The sequence below is a fragment of the Novosphingobium jiangmenense genome (assembly GCF_015694345.1).
Taxonomy (GTDB): Bacteria; Pseudomonadota; Alphaproteobacteria; order Sphingomonadales; family Sphingomonadaceae; genus Novosphingobium; species Novosphingobium jiangmenense.
Map to the genome: position 1 here is coordinate 59582 of NZ_JADQDC010000004.1, position 19252 is coordinate 78833.

Consider the following 19252-nt stretch of genomic DNA (forward strand, 5'->3'; position numbering starts at 1 on the left):
TTGCGGCGACAATGCGCCGGTCCGGCAAGGACGGATTCTGGAAAAGGTATTATCCTGCATGACCACTGCCCTTCAAAGCCGCTCTTACCCGGAGCATGCGCTGCTTGATGACGGTGAAATGGGCGGTGGGCTGAGCAGCATGCTGAGCCTCTCTACGATCCGAGGCATAGTCTATCGCCAGCGGTTCATGCTGATCGGCATCATCACGCTGGCACTGGTCGCGGCGCTGGTCATCACCCTGCTGACCCGGCCGCTCTACAGTGCGTCCACCACGGTCCGCATCGATCCGCTGACAAGCAACATCGTCGACGGCCAGAACCTCGAACCCGAGGTGCCGGTCAACGAAATCGACCGCTACATGCAGACGCAGGCGACAGTCATCACCAGCCGCCGCATTGCCTATCAGGTGGTCGACACCCGCAAGCTCGACACGCGCGAGGACTTCCTGGGCGACTTCGCGACCAAGCGTCCCGACGGGATGAGCGACAAGGACTGGAAGCACGAGCGGCGAGAGGCTGCCGCAGGGATGGTCCAAGGTGGCGTCAAGGTTGACGTTCCGATGGAAAACCGGGTGATCACCATCACCTACACCTCTCCCAGCGCGAAGCTGGCAGCGGAAGTTGCCAACGCAGTGGCCGATGTGTTCGTGCAGGAAGACCTGCGCCGTGCGCTGGAAACCAACGTCTATGCGCAGAACTACCTGAAGGGCCAGATCGAGAAGCTGCAGCGCAGCGTCCAGAACGCCGAAGAAGCAGCGAACGCCTACGCAAAAGCCAACGGTATTGTTGCACAGGCGCCGATGGCCTCGTCGGCAACGGACGGTGATACGTCGCAGACGGTCACGGTGGCGACCCTTGCCACCGTGAATGAAACCTATACCGCCGCCCGCACCAAGCGCATTGCCGCCGAACAGCGCTGGAACGCCGTCTCGGGCGTGCCTGCGGGGCAACTGCCGGAAGTGCAGCAGAACAATGCGATTCAGGGGATGATTGCGGAGCGCTCGAAGGCGATCACCGAGCTTTCGCAGCTGCGCCAGCGTTATGGCGAAAGCTACCCCCGGCTTCGCGAGCTGAATGCGCAGGTTTCATCGCTGACCACCCAGATCAACAAGGCCAGCAACGACATCAAGAGCGCCATCCGCGACGACTACACGATCGCCCTGCGCCAGGAGCAGGCGCTGGAAGGCGAACTCAACAAGGTTTCGGGCAAGACGCTCGACGAGCAGGATCGCCGGGTGCGTTACAACATGCTCGATCGCGAGGCGACCGCGCAGCGCACACAGCTGGCATCGCTGCTTACCCGCTACAACGAGATCTCGTCAGCGGCCAACCTCAAGCCCGGCACCAGCTCGAAGCTTGATGCGGCGCAGGTTCCGGGTGGACCGGTTTCGCCCAACCTGCCCAAGAACATGCTGATCGGCCTGTTCCTCGGCTCGGCCCTGGCCCTGGCCATCGCCGTGCTGCGCGAAGCGTTCGATGATCGCCTGCGCACCACCGAGGACGTCGAGCGCAAGCTCGGCCTGCCACTGCTCGGTTATACGCCGGACATTTCGGACCGCGACGTGATCGAGGAGATCAACGATCCCTTCAGCATCCTTATGGAAGCCTATTCCTCGATCCGCTCGTCGATCGACTTTGCGGTGCCGGGCAACCATCGCGTGCTTCAGGTGACCAGTTCGGAGCCATCGGAAGGCAAGTCGCTGACCGCGTCGACCATCGCCCGCAAGTATGCGCAACTCGGACGCAAGACGCTGCTGATCGACGCCGACTTGCGCAAGCCGTCATTGTTCGCGCTGTTCGGCACGACCCGCCCGAAGAGCGGCTTCGTCGAAGTGCTACTTGGCGACGTGCGGTTTGAGGATGCGCTGATCCCGAACACGCCCGAGAATCTGGATGTGCTTCCCGTTGCCCCTTCGAAGGTCAACCCGGTGGAACTGCTTTCGTCGCAGGTGCTGACCGACTTCGTCGAGAAGTATCGCGAACAGTATTCGCTGATCATCTTCGACTCGGTGCCGGTGATGGGCCTTGCCGACGCTCCGCTGCTGTCGCGCATTGCCGATGCGACCGTGTTCATCGTCGAAGCCAACCGCGCCCATTACGGTCAGGCCAAGACGGCGGTTCGACGCCTGATGAGCGCCGGCGCGCGGATGGCCGGCGTGGTGCTGACCAAGTATCGCGCCGCCGAGGCCGGCATGTCCTACGACTACCACTACCAGTACTACGCCTACGGCGAACGTTCGAAGGACTGACGTACCGGCGAAGGCTGACGACCAAGGGCCCGCGCAGACCGACCGGTTTGCGCGGGCCTTTCCGTTGGCGCGCTCCTTCTCGCAGTCAGGCGTTGCGGGTCTTTGGCTGTGCTTCTCGGGCAGAGCGGAATCCGGAGGTCGGCCGGAAAGCGGTGGACTCGCAGGCTCATGCGCTCCACCGTCGAGGCGTAAGCGACAAATCACTTCAGCAACTCGGAATGGGAAATGGCGCACCCGACAGGATTCGAACCTGTGGCCTTTGCCTTCGGAGGGCAACGCTCTATCCAGCTGAGCTACGGGTGCAGGGCCGAGACGGCACCTAGCAGCGCCTTGGCGGCCTTGCCAGCGATTTTCGCGTCGATCTGCCTCGCGGCATCCGGCTTAGCGATTTGGGAACCTGTTGCAGGCTAGGCCGGGGGGCATGAACGGGATCCCGACGTCCACGAACGATTCGCGCAGCGCACCGCCGCCGCAGGCAGGTCGGGTGGAATTTGGCCATGCGGCGGGCAACGCGATGTCGATGAAATGGTCGGCATTGCATGATGCCGCCGCTCTGGTCTGCACCCTGGCCGGACTTCAGCCGGAGATGCGCAAGCCCGATGTGCGAAACTTCCCGGCGATCATGCGCGACACCGGCGGCTGGCGCTACGATCTGGCCAAGCAGGGCGTGGACGATCTGGCGTCGATCATGGAACCGGGGCTCGCAGCCTTGTTGGCGGTCTCGGCCCGCGGGCAATCCCCTCGACCGGCGGCCGCGGCACTATGGCAGGAGTTCGTTGCGTCGCGGGCCGCGTTGCTTGCACTGGTGCCGCCTCTGGGCATCAAGCGGCGGGCCTGAACTCCCTCCCGTTCAACCACCCCAGGTGGCGCAGTGCGGATCAAGGCCGACCAGCTGGCGCCGCAGCGAAGCACGGGCAAGACGTTCGACTTCAGCCTTGCGGCGAGCGGCGGCGAGCGGGATAGTTGGCGCCGGGCGCAGAATCTCGGCATCGTAGCCATCGGCGACGATCACGCCGCAGGCATGGGGCAGAAAGTCTTCGGTTTCGAGAACGGCGCGATCGAGATGCGGGGCAAGGCCCCAGTAGAACCGGTCGCAATGGTCGAGATAATCGGTCCACTTGCCATCGCCGAGGAGATCGGCGCGGCTGACCTTGATCTCGACGATCACGACTTGCCCTTTGGCATCGATCCCCATCAGGTCTGCACGCCTGCCCGAGCGCAAGGGCATTTCGGGCAGGCACCAGATATCGTTGCGCGCGAACAGGCGGCAGATGCCGCGCGCCACGGCGCGGGCTTCGCGTTCGATCACGTCAGGAGCAGTGGCGGCCGATTCGATCATGCCGCCACTCTAGAACAAATGTCGAACGCGTAAAGCCTCAGAAGATGCCGAGGGTCTGCACAAACAGCCAGACGCCCGTCGCAACGAGCAGGGCGGCGGCAATCATGCGCACGACATCCAGGGGCACACGCTTGATCAGTTCGTTGCCGAAGAACACTGCGGGCACGTTGGCGATCATCATGCCGAGCGTCGTCCCCATCGTCACCGCGATGGCGTCGTTGAAGCGCGCGCCTAGCGCGATCGTGGCGATCTGCGTCTTGTCTCCCATCTCGACGATGAAGAAGGCGACCAGCGTGGTGAGGAAGGCACCGTGGCGCGAGGGCTTGGGCGCTTCGTCCTCGTCCATCTTGTCGGGAACCAGCGTCCACAGACCCATGGCGACAAAGCCCATGGCCACGGCATAGCGGAACCACTGCCCATCGAGATAGGCGGCGGCGGTTGCGCCGAGCAGCGCGGCGAGGAAGTGGTTGGCGAGCGTTGCGCTGAGGATACCGAGCACGATCGGCAGCGGGCGCTTGAAGCGCGTGGCGAGGATGATCGCAAGGAGCTGCGTCTTGTCGCCGATTTCGGCGAGCGCAACGATCGCGGTGGAGGTGGTGAGAGCTTCGAACATCATGATTTCCGGGGCCGGGCGGAGCGATCAGGCCAACGACAACGTGCCCCTCCGCCCGGCCCGGACGATGGGTTCGCTGTCATTGGTCTCGCCCGGAGGACCAGAAAGGTCCTGCCGCCTGCGCCATGGCCTCTCGACCAAGCATGTTGACGCTGAGGGCCGCGAAACGCGGTGGCTACTCCCCAAGTGACGTGAGAGGGCCGTTAGCTGCGTATGGTGTGCGGCGCAAGAGCGAGCTATGGCGCGCCGGAGCGCTACCCGACGACGGGCGCGCCAAAGGAACCCCGTCGTGAAGCGCATTGCCTTTGCCATCGTCGCATGTTGCATTGCCCCGCCCGCACAGGCCGAGGAAAGTCCCTGGACACTCTCTGCATCGGCGCGGCTGCGCGTGGAATCCATCGGCGGGCAGTTCCGCCCCCTGCCCGCTCCGGCAACCGATACGATGGTTTCGCTCAGGACCGAGCTTGCTGCGAGCTATGATGCCGGGCCGGTACGATTCAATGCCGAGGTGTGGGACGCGCGCGCCTGGGGGCAGGACCTGCGGTCATCAGCCAACAGCGGCGAGGTCAATGCGCTGGAACTGGTGCAGGCCAATGTCGCGGTGAAGCTGGCAGGAAAGAGCGCGCTGACGCTGGGGCGCTATACGCTCGACCTCGGCAACCGGCGCATGGTGGCGCGGCAGCGGTTCCGGAACACGACAAATGCCTTCACTGGAGCGCTGCTCGCGCTGGACGGGGGCAAGGGGCGCAAGCTTGACCTCATGTTCGCGCTGCCGCACCAGCGCCTGCCCGATGATGCGGCAAGCATCCGCGACGACAAGGTGCAGTGGGACCGCGAGAGCTTCGACGTGATGTTCTTCGGCGGACACGGCACACTACCGAACGTGCTGGGCGGCACGCTGCAGCCCTACGCGTTCGGGCTGGTCGAGCGCGATAGCGCGAAGCTGGCGACCGCGAACCGGCGGATCGGGACCGTGGGGGCGCGGCACTTCGTCAAGGCGAAGGCAGGCGCCTGGGACCACGACATCGAAGGCGCGGTGCAGTTCGGCAAGGCGCGGCGGACAGCGGGCGCGGCGGACGTGACGGACCTCGACGTGTTTGCGTGGTTCGTCCACGCCGACGCCGGATACACCTTCGCAGGCGGCTGGAGCCCGCGCGTGGTGGCGATGTTCGATGCGGCGAGCGGCGACAAGGGCAAGGCGGGGAAGTTCACGCGGTTCGACGCGCTCTATTCGGCGCGGCGTTTCGAGTTCGGACCGAACGGGCTGTACGGTCCATTCCGCCGGAGCAACATCGTCTCGCCCTCGCTGCGACTGGAGGTGACGCCTTCCAAGCGGACCGACGGGTTCATGGCCTGGCGCACGGCCTGGGCGGAGAACCGGCGCGACCAGTTTGCCGCGACGGGCGTGCGCGATGCGAGCGGGGCTTCGGGCAACCTTGGCGGACACCAGATCGAGGGGCGCGTACGGCACTGGATCGTACCGGGGCTGCTTCAGGTGGATGGCGGCGCGGCGGTGCTGCTCAAGCGTCGGCTGTTGACGAATGCACCTAACGCGCCTGCGACGGGGAACACCACCTACGGCTATGTGGACCTGACGCTGACGCTTTGACGGGCGGCGAGAGCACGGAGGATCGCGTGCTTCTCCTGCGCCGTGGCGGTGAACCATGCCGTGATTTCGCCAAGCGTGCGCTGGCAACCGCGGCAGACCTCGGTCGCCCGGTCGATCTCGCAGACGCCGGTGCAGGGACTGGGCGGGTGCGCTTCGGTCACCGCGCAGACTTCTCCGCCGAGAGCCGGGTCATCAGCAGGGCCGCACGCTTGGCCTGGGTCCAGATGCTGGGGACATCGACCGTTTCGCCCGGCGCATGATCGCCGGTGGAGTGCGGGCCGAGGCCGACGAGGCCGTCGACGTATTCGGCAACGAAGCTGATGTCCCCAGCCCCGCGCTTCATCGGATCGAGCGGCTGCATCTGCGGCAGGTCGAGCGTTGTGTTGACCTGGTTGAGCCGGGCCAGCAGCGCCTTGTTGCCCTCGGTCGGAGCCATCGGCGGATAGCCTTCGCTGAATTCGATCTTTGCGGTGGTCACACCGGGATAGCTGCGCGCGACGATGGCTTGCATCTTGCGCATCGCGGCGGCGTTTTGCTGAGGCGAGAGGGTGCGCAGATCTCCGCGTGCCACGGCCTTGCCGGCGATTATGTTGGTTTTCCCCTGCGCAGAGACATGGGCGTTGTCTTCCGCCACAGTTGCCTCCGCCCCGCCGGCGATCAGGCCGACGTTGAGGGTGAGGTAGGGTTCGGGCAGTTCGGTGCGGAAGGCGTCCACGATCTTCGCTGCGGCATAGATGGCACCGTCGCCCGCGCTTGCGCCCCAAACGCCGCTGGAGTGGCCGGACTTCGCCTCGATGGTGAGCGCCCAGCTTTGCGAGGAGCGGCGGGCGATCGAGCCCATGTCGAGACCGTTCTCGCGGGAGAGGCCTTCGAAATCGAGCGCGACATCGGCGGCCTTTGCGGCAGCGACGAGGTCGGCGCGAGCGACTTGGGTGGGAGAACCCGCCTCCTCCTCGTCGCCTGTGAGGAAGACTTCGATGTTGGCGCCCTTGAGGGTTCCCGCCGCATGCATGGCGCGCACGGCGGCGAGAATCACGGCGATGCCGCCCTTGTCGTCACCCACGCCGGGGCCGGTGGCCTTGTCTCCGTTGCGCACATAGGTCTGGAAAGGGGAGTCCGGCTCGAACACCGTATCGAGGTGTCCGATCAGCAGGAGCTTCTTTTTGCCCTTGCGGCCCTTGTGGCTGAGGACGAGGTGCCCGGCTCGTCCTGTCTGCTCCATCGGAATCCAGCGCGAGGTGAAGCCCAGAGCGGTGAACTCCGGCACGACGATATCCCGCACCTTGCGCACGCCATCGAGGTTACGGCTTCCCGAGTTCTGGTTAACCATGGTCTCAAGGAACTTGAGCGTGCGGGCCTGCTCGGCGTCGACCGTCGCGGCCATCTTCGCTTCGGCCCCCTTTGGCGCGGCATGTGCGGTGCTGCCAACGAGCACAAGAGCAGCCATCAGACCAGACGTGAAACGCATCGACCCACTCCTTTTGCGGGCACGTTGGCGAGGTGGAAGGCGCCTTGCAACCGCCTTTTGCCCGAATTTCCTTGCCTTATCGGGAGGTGCCCCCTATGTGCAGCGCAGCAAGACCGGCGGCGGACAATCCGCTGCAATCCGGGTGCTGGCGTGAGATTTCGCTCTCGAAGCAGAAATCCGCCCCGGACGAACGGTCATTGCCCCGCCCGCTTCCCCTTTCACGCATGGGTCGCACGATCGACCCCGCTCGTGCCGTCTTGGCGCGTGCGCACAAGCGAACTCCCTCGCGCGTCGGCATTCTGCCGATGCGCCGACGAAAGCATATTCATGTCCTATTTTTCCGAACTCGGCCTTGCCGAACCCATTCTTCGTGCGCTTGAATCCAAGGGCTACAACGACCCGACGCCGATCCAGCGCCAGGCGATCCCCGCCCTGCTGCAGGGGCGCGACCTGCTCGGCATCGCGCAGACTGGCACCGGCAAGACCGCCGCGTTCTCGCTGCCTTCGCTGCACCGCCTGGCGGCCAATCCGCAGCCGCGCAAGCCGGCCTCGTGCCGCATGCTGGTGCTCTCGCCGACGCGTGAGCTGGCCGCGCAGATTGCCGACAACATGAAGGGCTATGCCCGCTATCTCAACATGTCGGTCGATTGCGTGTTCGGCGGCGTGCCGGTGGGCAAGCAGGCCCGCCGTCTGGTGCCGGGCGTCGACATCCTTGTCGCCACGCCGGGCCGCCTGCTCGATCTGATCGACCAGCGCGCACTGACGCTGGGCCGCACCGAAATCTTCGTGCTCGACGAAGCCGACCAGATGATGGACCTGGGCTTCATCCATGCGCTGAAGCGCGTGGCCAACCTGCTGCCCAAGACCCGCCAGAGCCTGTTTTTCTCGGCAACGATGCCCAAGGCGATCGAAGACCTTGGCAAGCAGTTCATCGTCAATCCGGTGCGCGTCGAAGTCGCCCCCAACTCGACCACGGCCGAGCGCGTCGAACAGTACGTTACGTTCATCAACCAGGCCGAGAAGCAGGCGCTGCTCACGCTGCGCATCCGTGCGCTGCTGGCCTCGAAGGAGCTCGACCGCGCGCTGGTGTTCACCCGCACCAAGCACGGTGCCGACCGCGTGGTGCGCCACTTGACTTCCGCCGGGATCGACGCCCGCGCCATCCACGGCAACAAGAGCCAGGCGCAGCGCACCGCCGCGCTCGAGGCGTTCCGTCAGGGTTCGTGCCCGGTGCTGGTCGCCACTGACATCGCCGCGCGCGGGATCGACGTTTCGGGGGTGAGCCACGTGTTCAACTTCGAACTGCCCAACGTGCCCGAGCAGTACGTCCATCGCATCGGCCGCACCGCGCGTGCCGGGGCTGACGGCATCGCCATCAGCTTCTGCGCGCCGGACGAGAAGCCCTACCTCAAGGACATCGAGAAGCTGACGCGGGTCAAGATCGACACGCTGGGCCTGCCCGAAAACTTCATGGCCGAAGCCGCCAAGCTGCCCGCCCCCAGCCGCAAGCCTGCGGAAATGGAGCAGGATGCGCGCCGCGATGCCCGCGATGCGCGTGGCAATAGTGGCCGTGGCAGCCAAGGTCAGGGGCGTGGTGGCGAGGGCCGGGGTGGTCAGCGCCGCGACAGCCAGGCCCATGGCGGCCGCGCGCAGGGCCGTGATGGACGTCCGCGCGACGTCTCGCCGCGTCAGGAGCGTCGTGACGGCGGTGCTGCCGATCGCGGTCCGGTGCGCAATCCGGTGCTCGAAGCCACGCTCAACGGTGGCGAGCGCGAGGACGCGGGCAAGCCGCGTCGCTTCCGTCCGCGCGGTGCGCCGGGCGTGGGCGCGCACAAGCACAAGGTTCGCCGCGCGAGCTGAGGGTCCGGGAACAGCCCTGCCCCAAGGCAGGGCTGTCCTCTCGCTTGAAACCTTGGCATAGACCCTCGCGATGGACAGCGTTGTAGCCTCGGCGATTGCCATGACCGTGATCGTGGCGGTGCGCTACCTGCTCACCAGCGGCATGTTCGCCTGGGCCACGCACAAGGTGCGGCCCGGCCACTATGCGGGGCTGGAAAAGCAGATCCGTTCCGAAATCACCTGGAGCCTTGCCACGGCGGCGATCTATGGCGTGCCGGCAGGCGTGGTGGCGTGGGGCTGGCAGCAGCGCGGGTGGACGAAGATCTACACTGATCCGCTTGCCTACCCCTTGTGGTGGATGCCGGTTTCGCTGCTGCTCTACCTCTTCATCCACGACACCTGGTTCTACTGGACCCACCGATGGATGCATCGCCCGAAGGTGTTCAGGGCCGTCCATGCGATCCACCATGCCAGCCGCCCGCCGACAGCCTGGGCGGCGATGAACTTCCATCCCGTAGAGGCGGCCATCGTCTCGCTGCTGATCCCTGCGCTGGTCTTCGTGATCCCGATCCACGCCGGGATGCTGGGGCTGGTGCTGCTGGTGATGACCGTGATGGGCGTGACCAATCACATGGGCTGGGAGATGTTCCCGAAGTGGCTCGTTCATTCCGGAGCAGGGAACTGGCTGATAACCGCGAGCCACCACCATCGCCACCATGAACAATACCGCTGCAACTACGGTCTCTATTTCCGCCTGTGGGACCGGCTGTGCGGCACAGACAAGGGACTGTCCGCACCATGAAGCGCATTGCACTCCTGCTGCCTCTCCTCCTCGCCGGCAACGCACCCGCACCGACCAGCATTACGGTTGACGTGACCGGCCTGCGCAATGCCAAGGGCATGGTGTGGCTGTGCATGAGCGCGAATCCCAGGCTGTTCCCCGAAGGCTGCGACAAGGACCCCGCCCACCGCACCGCATCGATGCGCGCCGACCAGCCGGGGCCGATGGTGATCCGCGACGTGATGCCGGGCCGCTATGCCATCGTCCTCCTGCATGACGAGAACGGGAACAAGAAGATGGACAAGACGCTGTTCCTGCCGAAGGAGGGCTTCGGCTTCTCGCGCGATGCGCCGGTCAGAATGTCGGCGCCAAAGTTCGATGCGGCGGCCTTCGACGTTACCGGCGGCACGTCTGTCCGCATGAAAATGAAGGTCCGATACCTGTAGTGCCAGTCGCCCCCGTCAAGCCTGCCGAATCAAAGCCTGCCCACGGAACCTCTCTGGCGCCGTTCCGCTATCCGGCATTCCGGGCGATCTGGACGGCGAACCTGTTCTCCAACATCGGCTCGATGATCCAGTCGGTCGGCGCGGCGTGGCTGATGACCGAACTGACGACGTCGCACCTGATGGTAGCGCTGGTGCAGGCTTCGGCGACGATCCCGATCCTGCTGCTGGGCATGTTTGCCGGCGCGATTGCCGACAATTACGACCGTCGCCGTGTGATGCTGGCGGCGCAGACGGGGATGCTTGTCGTGTCCTCCGTACTGGCGGTCTTGGCATATACCGAGAACGTCGGGCCATGGTCGCTACTGGCGCTGACGCTCATGGTGGGCATGGGTACCGCGCTCAACGGCCCGGCGTGGCAAGCTTCGGTGCGGCTGCAGGTCGCGCGGCAGGACTTGCCTCAGGCGATCTCGCTCAATGCGATCTCGTTCAATCTGGCGCGCAGCGTGGGTCCGGCGCTCGGTGGCATCCTGATTTCGCTGTGGGACACCAGTCTTGCCTTCGCCCTCAATGCGATCAGCTATCTTGGCATGATCGTGGTGCTGGCCCGCTGGCGGCCCGAATCGCTGCCGCCGATGCGCGAGCCGATGCTGGCGGCGATCGGGCGCGGCGTACGGTTCTGTGTCTCGTCCTCGCCGATCCGCAAGGTGCTGCTGCGCGGCCTTGCCATCGGCTTCGGCGCGGCGGGATTGCAGGCCCTGATGCCAAGCGTGGCGCGCGACATGCTCAAGGGCAGCGAACTTGACTACGGCCTGATGCTGGGCGGGTTCGGCATCGGTTCGATCGTGACCGCATTCTGGATTTCAAAGGTACGCCAGCGTCTCGGCAGCGAGTCGGTGGTGACCGGGGCGACGCTGATCTTCGCCTGCGCGCAGCTGCTGATGGCGTCCGCCACCGGCATACCCGTAGCCGTGCTTGCGGCCTTCATCGGCGGGATGGGCTGGGCCAGCGCGATGACCAGCCTCAACGTCGCCATGCAGTTGCGCAGCCCGGAGGACATCCTCGGGCGGTGCCTGTCGATATATCAGGCGGTGACCTTTGGCGGCATGGCGCTGGGCGCCTGGGTGTGGGGGTCTGTGGCGGACATCGCCAGCCTCCCAACCGCGCTTCATGCCGCTGCAGCGTGGCTGGCGCTTTCACTTGCCATGCACTTTTTTGCGCCTATGCCGACGCGCGAAGAGGGGCGGCTGGACGCCGTTCCCACGCCGAGAAGTTGAAGCCGGAGGTTTCCGAATTGACCGACGCCCGCCCGTTGCGCTCGCTCCTGTACATGCCCGCCAGCAACGCCCGGGCGATGGCCAAGGCACGCAACCTCGATTGCGATGCGGTGTGTCTCGATCTGGAAGACGCGGTAGCACCGGAAGCCAAGGCCGAGGCGCGCGCTGCCCTGGTTGCCGAGGTACAGGCGGGCGGCTTCGGGCACCGCCGTCTGGTCGCGCGCATCAACGGCCTGTCGACGCCTTGGGGGCATGACGATATTGCGGCGCTGGCACAGGCGCCGGTCGAGGCAGTGCTTGCGCCCAAGGTTGACGATGCCGCCGACATTCAGGCCCTGTCGGCAGCGATGGACGCGGCCGGGTTCGCGCCCGACGTTGCGCTGTGGGTGATGATCGAGACGCCGCGCGCGGTGCTGGCGCTGGAGCGGATTGCCGATTGCGCCGCGACCACGCGCCTTGCCGGCTTCGTGCTCGGGCTCAACGACCTCGCCAAGGACAGCGGCATTGCCCAGTTGCCGGGGCGCGGGGCGTTCCTGCCGGTGCTGACCATGGCGGTGCTCGCCGCGCGGGCGAATGGCCTCGTCATCCTCGACGGCGTGTGCAACGCGATCGAGGACACCGTGCGTCTGGAAGGCGAATGCGTGCAGGCCCGCGATTCGGGTTTTGACGGCAAGACGCTGATTCACCCCGCGCAACTCGAAGTCTGCAACCGCGTGTTTGCGCCGACGCAGGCCGATCTCGCCGAAGCCGAAGCAATCGTCGCGGCCTTTGCCGACCCGGCCAATTCCGGCAAGGGCGCGCTGCGCGTGAACGGAAAAATGGCGGAATTACTGCACCTTACCCAAGCCGAACGGCTTCTGGCCAAAGCAGCCGCCATCGCTGCGCGTTAACCTCGCATAAGCTCCACTGGCGCAACTTAAGCACTTCTTCACGAAGTTGCGCCAGACCTGTGCCCATTAAGGGGACCAGGTGAGCCTGATGGATACTTTGCGTGGATTTGATCGTGACGCCGCCGAGGCCGAACTCGACCTCTCCGGTTTCGAGGACGATGCGCCGAGCGAACCGCCGCCGGTCGTCGGCCAGGACGAACGCCGCATGCAGGTGCGCGCCTACAACTATTGGGCGGGCCTCCTGGGCGATCACTCCTTCCCCCCGGTCGCATCGCTGCTGGCCGGGCATTACCCGGACTTTGCCGACAACCTCGTGCTCCTGCACTTCGATGAAGGCATCGAGGATCCGGCGATCACCTTCCTCGGCGCGAAGCTGGCCGACGAATGCGGCACGGAAAGCTCGATCGAACGCTTGAGCCAGGTGCCGGGCCGCTCGCTGCTCTCGCGCATCACCGACCACTACATGCAGATCATCGCCAACCAGGCGCCGATCGGCTTCGAGGCCGAGTTCGTGAACCACTTCGGGCGCACGATCCTCTATCGCGGCATCCTGCTGCCGTTCTCGTCTGACGGCACGCGCATCGACTACATCATGGGCGCGATCAACTGGAAGGAACTGGCCGACCAGGCAACGACCGACGAACTGCTGCTGGAAATCGGTCAGGCGCTGGATGCCGCGCCGATCAAGGCGCAGCCGCGCCGTCCGCTAATCGAGCCGACCGATGCCTGGGCCGATGGTCCCGCCTCGCTGGACGGTGATGCCTTTCCGGAACCGGCCTTCGGGCTCGACGACGATATCCTGCCGCTGCCCGTCAGCGCGCCAGCAGAGAACGAGCTCGAGGCCCTGGCTGATTGGCTCGCTTCGGCGCGCGAACTGGCGCTGGTCGCCAATTCGAGCGAGGACCGCACCCGCAGCGCGCTTTACGCCGCGATCGGTCGCGCCTGGGACTTCGCCCTCGCCGCACAGGCCGAGCCTGAAGAGTTTGCCGAACTGCTCGAAGACGCAGGCCTGACCATGCAGGAACGCGCGCCGATGACCCCTGTGGTCAAGCTCGTGTTCGGCGCGGACTACGACAAGACGCGCCTGACCGAATATGCCACCGCGTTGACCCACGCCCAGCGCATCGGGCTGGGACGCGGTGAACTGGCGGCCTATCTCTCGGAAGCTGCGGGTGGTCTCAAGGGTGTGATCAACGCCGAGCGCCGCCTGCGCCGCGAGGAAGCGGGCAAGGCTCTGGCCAAGCGCGGGCCTGAAGCTCTCGCGCAATCGCTGCGGGCGCTGCCATCGCGCAAGGTCACCGAAATTGCTCCGCCCGAGGGTGCCGAATTTGCGCTGGTCGTGGTGCGGCGACTGGAGAACGGCGAGATCGTCGCGCTGGGCGAAGTGCATGACGACGCTGCCCTGTTCGAGCGCGCGGCACGCCACCTTATCGGCTGACACCCTGCCCCTGCAGGTGCCTTGCGCAATGGCGGCAGCCTGCTAGCCAGAGCCGCATGGCACGGACGGACAAGGGCAAGCGGCGCATGGGGTGGATCGGCTGGACGGCGGTGTGCATCGTCCTGCTGGGGCTGGTCGGCTATCTTGCCTATCGCCATGCGATGCAGAACAACGCCGTTGCCGTGCTCGATGGCGCGGACAAGCTGCTGAACGGCGGCGACGGCGCGATCCGGCTGGTGGCAGCAGAGCGCTACGGCAAGGACCCGGCGCAGAAGCTCGAGATGTTCGTGCCGCAGGGCGCCAAGGGCGCGCTGCCGATCGTGGTGTTCGTCCACGGCGGCGGCTGGTCGAGCGGCGATCCGCACGACTACCGCTTCATTGCGCGGACTTTCTGCGCGCAAGGCTACGCGGTCGTGCTGGCAGGCTACCGGCTTTACCCGCAGGCGAAATATCCCGCGATGCTCCAGGACGGCGCCGCGGCGCTGCGCTGGGTGCAGGACAATGCGGCGAAGCTTGGCGGAGATCCCGCACGGATGGCGCTGATGGGGCATTCGGCGGGGGCCTACAACGTCGTCATGCTCTCGCTCGATCCGCAGTGGCTGCTGGGCGTGGGACTCGATACCGGAGTTATCCGAGGCACTGTTTCGCTGGCGGGACCATTCGATTTCCTGCCTTTCGACACGCCCGCGACGATCCACAGCTTCGGCGATGCACCCGATCCTTCGATGACCCAGCCGGTCAACTTCGCGCGCAACGATGCCCCGCCGTTGCTGCTGGTGACGGGTGACGCCGATACGCGGGTCAAGCCGCGCAATTCCAGGGCGCTGGCCCGGCGCATGACCGAGGCAGGCACGGCCACCGAGCCGGTCCTGCTTGAAGGCGTGAACCACGAGGGCATCATCATGATGTTCGCCCGCCCCTTCTCGCGCGACACGCGCGGCCTTGATGCAGTCCTGCCGTTCCTCGCCAAGGTGACGGCACCTTCAGTTGCGGTTCAGGCGCAGGGTCGATAGTCCCGGCACCGTGACGCGCCGACTCCCCGCCCTGTTCTTCAAGCGACTGCTGGCGCTCATCGCCGCGCTTTCCTTGTGCATCCAGCCTGCCGCCGCGCAATCGGTCCTGCGCGACGCCGAAACCGAGGCGCTGTTCCGCGATGCCTCGGCACCGATCTTCAAAGCAGCCGGGTTCAACCCCAACGCGGTAGAACTCGTGCTGCTCAACGATGGCTCGATCAACGCCTTCGTGGCAGGCGGGCAGGCGATCTATATCCATTCGGGGCTGATCGGCGCGACCGACAACGTCAACGAGCTGCAGGGCGTGATCGCCCACGAACTCGGCCACATCACCGGCGGCCACATCATCCGCTATGACGAGGGCCTGAAGCCCGCGACCGGGATCACCGTGCTCTCGCTGTTGCTCGGCGGGCTGGCGGCGGCGGCGGGTTCTCCCGATGCCGCGCTGGGCGTGTTCATGGCCGGGCAGCAGGCCGCGCTGGGCAAGTTCCTCGCCTTCAGCCGTGCGCAGGAAAGCTCCGCAGACGCGGCGGGCGCGAAGTTCCTTTCGGACGCCGGGATTTCCGGGCGCGGCTCGCTGGAGTTCTTCAAGAAGCTGCAGAACCAGGAATTCCGCTATGGCTTCAGCCGCCGCAGCAATCCCGATGCCGAGTTCTACAGCACCCACCCGATGACGGCTGACCGTCTCACCACGCTGCAGGACGTCTATGAAAAGGACCCGGCGTGGAACACGCCGCCGCCGGCAGAATTGCAGGCCCGGTTCCTGCGGGTGAAGGCCAAGCTCTATGGCTACCTCGCCGAGCCGCAGGATACGCTGCGGGCCTACCCTGAGTACCTGACCGACGTGCCTGCGCGCTATGCCCGCGCCTATGCCTTCCACAAGGAGGCCTTCGTCGACAAGGCGCTGGACGAGACCAAGGCGCTGATCGCGACCGACCCCACCAATCCCTACTTCCTCGAACTCGAAGGCCAGATCCTGCTCGAATCGGGCAGGCCGGCAGAGGCCGTCGTCCCCTTGCGCAAGGCAACGCAGCTGACCAGCAACGAGCCGCTGATCGCCACGACCTTCGGCCACGCCCTGATCGCCACCGAGGACAAGGACAATTTCGCCGAGGCGGAGAAGGTGCTCAAGGCTTCAGCCGCGCGCGACAAGGACAATCCCTTCACGTGGTACCAGCTTGGCGTCGTCTACGAGGCCAAGGGCGACATCCCCCGGGCGCGGCTTGCCAGTGCCGAACAGCAGCTGATGAACATGCAACTGGGCGAGGCTGTGCGCAGCGCGGAAGCCGCGGAAGCCGCGCTGCCCAAGGGCACGCCCGACTGGTTGCGCGCGCAGGACATCGCCATGTCGGCCCGCGCGATGATGGAACGTCAGAAGAAATCGCGCTAGGCACCAGAGAATGTCGGATACACAGCCCCGCCGCCTTGGCGCTCTTGCCGCCGTAGCCCTGCTTTTCGCTGCCGGAGGCGCCGTTGCGGGCTGGTGGTACGAACACCGGCAAGCCGATGGCGCGCCTGGTGAAGACCCGCAATTGGAAGCCTCGCTCGCCAGCGCCGGGATCGACGGCAAGGAACGCGCGGCGATCGAAGGGCTGGTACGCTCCTACATTCTCGAACACCCCGAAGTCCTGCCCGAGGCGATGGAGCGGCTGCAGCAGCGCGAGGCCGCGGCGCAGATCGGCCCGATGCGCGGGGCACTGGAAACGCCCTACCCCGGCGCTGTGCTCGGCAATCCCAATGGCAAGGTCACGCTGGTCGAATTCACCGATTTTGCCTGCACCTATTGCCGGCAGAGCGTGAAGGCGCTGGAAGCACTGATCGCGAAGAACCCGGACTTGCGCGTCGTGGTCCGCGAACTGCCGATCATCGCCCCCGAAAGCGCGCCTGCCGCGCGGATGGCGCTGGCTGCGGCCGCGCAAGGCAAGTATCCCGCCTATCACAAGGCGATGTTCGAAGGCGCCCGGCCTTCGGATGCGAGCATCACCGCAGCCGCCACGGCAGCGGGCGTGGATCTGGCAGCAGCGCGGACTTTCGTTGCGCGGCCGGATGTCGACGAAGAGCTGAAGCGCAACCTGCAGATGGCGCGCCAGCTTGGCATCAACGGCACCCCGGCCTGGGTGATCGGCGAACAGCTGGTGCATGGCGCGGTGCCGCAGGAAGATTTGCAGGCTGCCATCGATACGGCACGCAAGGGCTGAGGCGGGCTAGCCTAACCTCCCGCTAACGGTTACAAACCTTTTCATGGCCGCGCTGCCGTTCAGACCCACGCCGTTCTTCGGCAACAAGAACCGTGCCTTCTGGCGCCTGCAGTTCATGGGCTGGGGCGGCGCGATGCTGCTGCGCGCGATGTCGTCGATCGCCAATGCGCAACCGTGGTCGTTCCTCGTCATCGTCGCCATCGCCACGATCACCGGCTTTTCGATCTCGCTGATCCTGTCGGTCATCTACCGCGCGCTGATCAACCGCCGCCCGATCGTGACCTGGGGCGTGACCGCCGTGGCAATGTCGGTAGCAGTCGGCCTCTATGCCTTCATCGATTCGTGGGTGATTAGCCTCTACCGGCAGGGCGGTGATGCCAGTTTCGCCCAGCTTTTCGTCGGCGTGTTCTACCTTGACCTGACGCTCGTGATCTCGTGGACCGGGCTGTACTACGCGATCAACTTCTTCCTGCAGGTGGAAGAGCAGAACGACCAGCTGATGCGGCTCGAGGCGCAGGCGACCAGCGCCCAGCTGGCCATGCTGCGCTATCAGCTCAATCCGCATTTCCTGTTCAACACACTGAATTCGATCTCGACCCTCGTCCTGCTCAAGCAGACCGAGCCCGCCAACGCGATGCTTTCGCGGCTGTCGTCGTTCCTGCGCTACACGCTGGTCAACGAGCCGACCGCGCGGGTGACCGTGGCGCAGGAGATCGAGACGCTGAAGCTCTATCTCGATATCGAGCGCATGCGCTTCGAGGAACGGCTGCGCACCGAATTCCGCATCGACGATGCCGTGCGCAACGGATTGATGCCCTCGCTGCTGCTGCAGCCGCTGGTCGAGAATGCGATCAAGTATGCCGTGAGCCCGATGGAATACGGCGCGGAAATCACGGTGGAGGCGCAACTCGTCGGCCCGATGCTGCGGGTCACCGTGTCGGACACCGGACCGGGCTTGCCAGCGGGCACCGATCCTTCAAGCGTGTTCGGCGTGAGCAGTGACAGCACCGGGATCGGTCTTGCCAACATCCGCGATCGTCTGGTCCAGGCCTATGGCGAGAACCAGCGCTTCGACATCTCGAACCGCCCGGAAGGGGGGTTTCAGGTGGTGCTGGAACTGCCTTTCGAGGCCAAGCCCGAACCCGTGCAGGCGATCCCCGTCCGCAAGGTGGCGGGAGTTGGCGCATGATTTCGGGAACCGACTGCCACTTTACCCGTCCTGCCATCAGGCAAACTCCAACGGGGGGACCGTTCCGGGGGCGCAACGTGATCCATAAGGGAACCGCATGACGATCCGCACGATCCTCGTCGACGACGAGAAACTGGCCATCCAGGGGCTGCAGCTCCGCCTTCAGGCCTTCCCCGATGTCAAGGTGATCGACACCTGCTCGAACGGGCGCGAGGCCATCCGCAAGATCAAGACCGAAAAGCCCGACCTCGTGTTCTGCGACATCCAGATGCCGGGGTTCGACGGCTTCTCGGTGGTCAAGGGCGTGATGGAAATCGACCCGCCGCTGTTCGTCTTTGTCACCGCCTATTCCGAACACGCGATCAAGGCGTTCGAAGCCAATGCGGTCGACTATCTGCTCAAGCCGGTCGAGGAAGACCGCCTCGCCGACGCGCTTGACCGCGCGCGTACGCGTCTTTCGGAAAAGCGCAGCCGCGAAGAGGCGGACAAGCTCAAGAACGTGCTCGCCGAAGTCGCCCCCGACGCCCTGCCCGAGATCGAGGACGAGGGCGAGCCGGTGGCAGGCCGCTTCGAGAAGCTCATCAACATCAAGGACCGCGGCAAGATCTTCCGCGTCGATGTCGACACGATCGAGCGCATCGAGGCCGCCGGCGACTACATGTGCATCTACACCGGCGACAATTCGCTGATCCTGCGCGAAACGATGAAGGACCTCGAGCGCCGCCTCGATCCGCGCGTGTTCCAGCGCGTGCATCGGTCCAAGATCGTCAACCTCGATCAGGTGCGTCAGGTCAAGCCGCACACCAATGGCGAATGCTTCCTCGTTCTCGAAAGCGGCGCCGAGGTGAAGGTGTCGCGATCCTACCGCGACGTGGTGGCGCGGTTCGTTCACTGAACTCGACAGAGA

At 65.5% G+C, this 19252-nt stretch carries 18 protein-coding genes and 1 tRNA gene; 14 read left to right on the forward strand and 5 right to left on the reverse strand.

Translation table 11 applies throughout. The annotated features are described in order from the left end of the window. Window positions 1–58 precede the first annotated feature (58 nt). On the forward strand, window positions 59–2248 hold the full coding sequence (locus tag I2488_RS07255; protein ID WP_196275141.1) for a GumC family protein: 2190 nt from the start codon (window positions 59–61) through the stop codon (window positions 2246–2248). A 226-nt stretch (window positions 2249–2474) separates the two neighbouring features. On the opposite strand, the gene I2488_RS07260 is transcribed toward I2488_RS07255, so the two are convergent. After that, window positions 2475–2551 (reverse strand) — tRNA-Arg (locus tag I2488_RS07260). A 118-nt stretch (window positions 2552–2669) separates the two neighbouring features. Here I2488_RS07260 and I2488_RS07265 point away from each other — a divergent pair. Next, window positions 2670–3086, forward strand: coding sequence for a hypothetical protein (locus I2488_RS07265; protein WP_196275142.1), 417 nt, complete (start codon window positions 2670–2672; stop codon window positions 3084–3086). A gap of 12 nt (window positions 3087–3098) precedes the next feature. Here I2488_RS07265 and I2488_RS07270 read toward each other — a convergent pair whose 3' ends face one another. Both I2488_RS07270 and I2488_RS07275 read right to left on the reverse strand, forming a co-directional pair. After that, window positions 3099–3587: an MmcB family DNA repair protein gene (locus I2488_RS07270; protein ID WP_196275143.1), complete on the reverse strand. Its 489-nt coding sequence runs from the start codon at window positions 3585–3587 to the stop codon at window positions 3099–3101. 37 nt (window positions 3588–3624) lie between these two features. Next, entirely contained in the window at window positions 3625–4200 is a 576-nt protein-coding gene (locus I2488_RS07275) for a TMEM165/GDT1 family protein (RefSeq protein WP_196275144.1), read from the reverse strand. 289 nt (window positions 4201–4489) lie between these two features. Between I2488_RS07275 and I2488_RS07280 the strand changes: the two genes are divergently transcribed. Beyond that, window positions 4490–5809, forward strand: coding sequence for an alginate export family protein (locus I2488_RS07280; RefSeq protein WP_343071006.1), 1320 nt, complete (start codon window positions 4490–4492; stop codon window positions 5807–5809). Here the strand turns inward: I2488_RS07280 and I2488_RS07285 are convergent. Both I2488_RS07285 and I2488_RS07290 read right to left on the reverse strand, forming a co-directional pair. Continuing rightward, window positions 5782–5970: a DUF1289 domain-containing protein gene (locus I2488_RS07285; RefSeq protein ID WP_196275146.1), complete on the reverse strand. Its 189-nt coding sequence runs from the start codon at window positions 5968–5970 to the stop codon at window positions 5782–5784. The two genes, I2488_RS07280 and I2488_RS07285, sit on opposite strands and share 28 nt — an antisense overlap. Further along, window positions 5967–7277 carry a M20/M25/M40 family metallo-hydrolase gene (locus tag I2488_RS07290; protein WP_196275147.1) on the reverse strand — a complete coding sequence of 437 codons (1311 nt, stop codon included), beginning with the start codon at window positions 7275–7277 and terminating at the stop codon, window positions 5967–5969. The genes I2488_RS07285 and I2488_RS07290 overlap by 4 nt, the downstream gene beginning before the upstream one ends. 327 nt (window positions 7278–7604) lie before the next feature. Here I2488_RS07290 and I2488_RS07295 point away from each other — a divergent pair, with 327 nt between their 5' ends. The 11 genes from I2488_RS07295 (at window position 7605) to I2488_RS07345 (ending at window position 19240) form a co-directional block, all read left to right on the forward strand. Continuing rightward, on the forward strand, window positions 7605–9137 hold the full coding sequence (locus I2488_RS07295) for a DEAD/DEAH box helicase (RefSeq protein WP_196275148.1): 1533 nt from the start codon (window positions 7605–7607) through the stop codon (window positions 9135–9137). 70 nt (window positions 9138–9207) lie between these two features. After that, on the forward strand, window positions 9208–9918 hold the full coding sequence (locus tag I2488_RS07300; RefSeq protein ID WP_196275149.1) for a sterol desaturase family protein: 711 nt from the start codon (window positions 9208–9210) through the stop codon (window positions 9916–9918). Beyond that, window positions 9915–10343: a DUF2141 domain-containing protein gene (locus tag I2488_RS07305; protein WP_196275150.1), complete on the forward strand. Its 429-nt coding sequence runs from the start codon at window positions 9915–9917 to the stop codon at window positions 10341–10343. The genes I2488_RS07300 and I2488_RS07305 overlap by 4 nt, the downstream gene beginning before the upstream one ends. After that, complete coding sequence (locus I2488_RS07310; RefSeq protein ID WP_196275151.1) at window positions 10343–11617, forward strand: MFS transporter; 1275 nt, start codon at window positions 10343–10345, stop codon at window positions 11615–11617. Before I2488_RS07305 ends, I2488_RS07310 begins: the two co-directional genes overlap by 1 nt. Window positions 11618–11634: 17 nt before the next feature. Next, complete coding sequence (locus I2488_RS07315; protein ID WP_281390038.1) at window positions 11635–12507, forward strand: HpcH/HpaI aldolase/citrate lyase family protein; 873 nt, start codon at window positions 11635–11637, stop codon at window positions 12505–12507. A gap of 88 nt (window positions 12508–12595) precedes the next feature. Beyond that, complete coding sequence (locus I2488_RS07320; protein WP_196275152.1) at window positions 12596–13945, forward strand: PAS domain-containing protein; 1350 nt, start codon at window positions 12596–12598, stop codon at window positions 13943–13945. A gap of 56 nt (window positions 13946–14001) precedes the next feature. Continuing rightward, window positions 14002–14958: an alpha/beta hydrolase gene (locus I2488_RS07325; RefSeq protein WP_246465549.1), complete on the forward strand. Its 957-nt coding sequence runs from the start codon at window positions 14002–14004 to the stop codon at window positions 14956–14958. 10 nt (window positions 14959–14968) lie between these two features. Continuing rightward, window positions 14969–16348 (forward strand): M48 family metalloprotease, encoded by a 1380-nt coding sequence (locus I2488_RS07330; RefSeq protein ID WP_343071007.1) that lies wholly within the window; start codon window positions 14969–14971, stop codon window positions 16346–16348. A gap of 10 nt (window positions 16349–16358) precedes the next feature. Continuing rightward, window positions 16359–17156, forward strand: coding sequence for a DsbA family protein (locus I2488_RS07335; RefSeq protein WP_196275153.1), 798 nt, complete (start codon window positions 16359–16361; stop codon window positions 17154–17156). Between the two features lie 43 nt (window positions 17157–17199). Beyond that, window positions 17200–18345 carry a sensor histidine kinase gene (locus tag I2488_RS07340; protein ID WP_196275154.1) on the forward strand — a complete coding sequence of 382 codons (1146 nt, stop codon included), beginning with the start codon at window positions 17200–17202 and terminating at the stop codon, window positions 18343–18345. A 97-nt stretch (window positions 18346–18442) separates the two neighbouring features. Next, a complete protein-coding gene (locus tag I2488_RS07345; protein ID WP_196275155.1) occupies window positions 18443–19240 on the forward strand; it encodes a LytR/AlgR family response regulator transcription factor in 798 nt (265 codons plus the stop codon). Window positions 19241–19252: the final 12 nt, after the last annotated feature.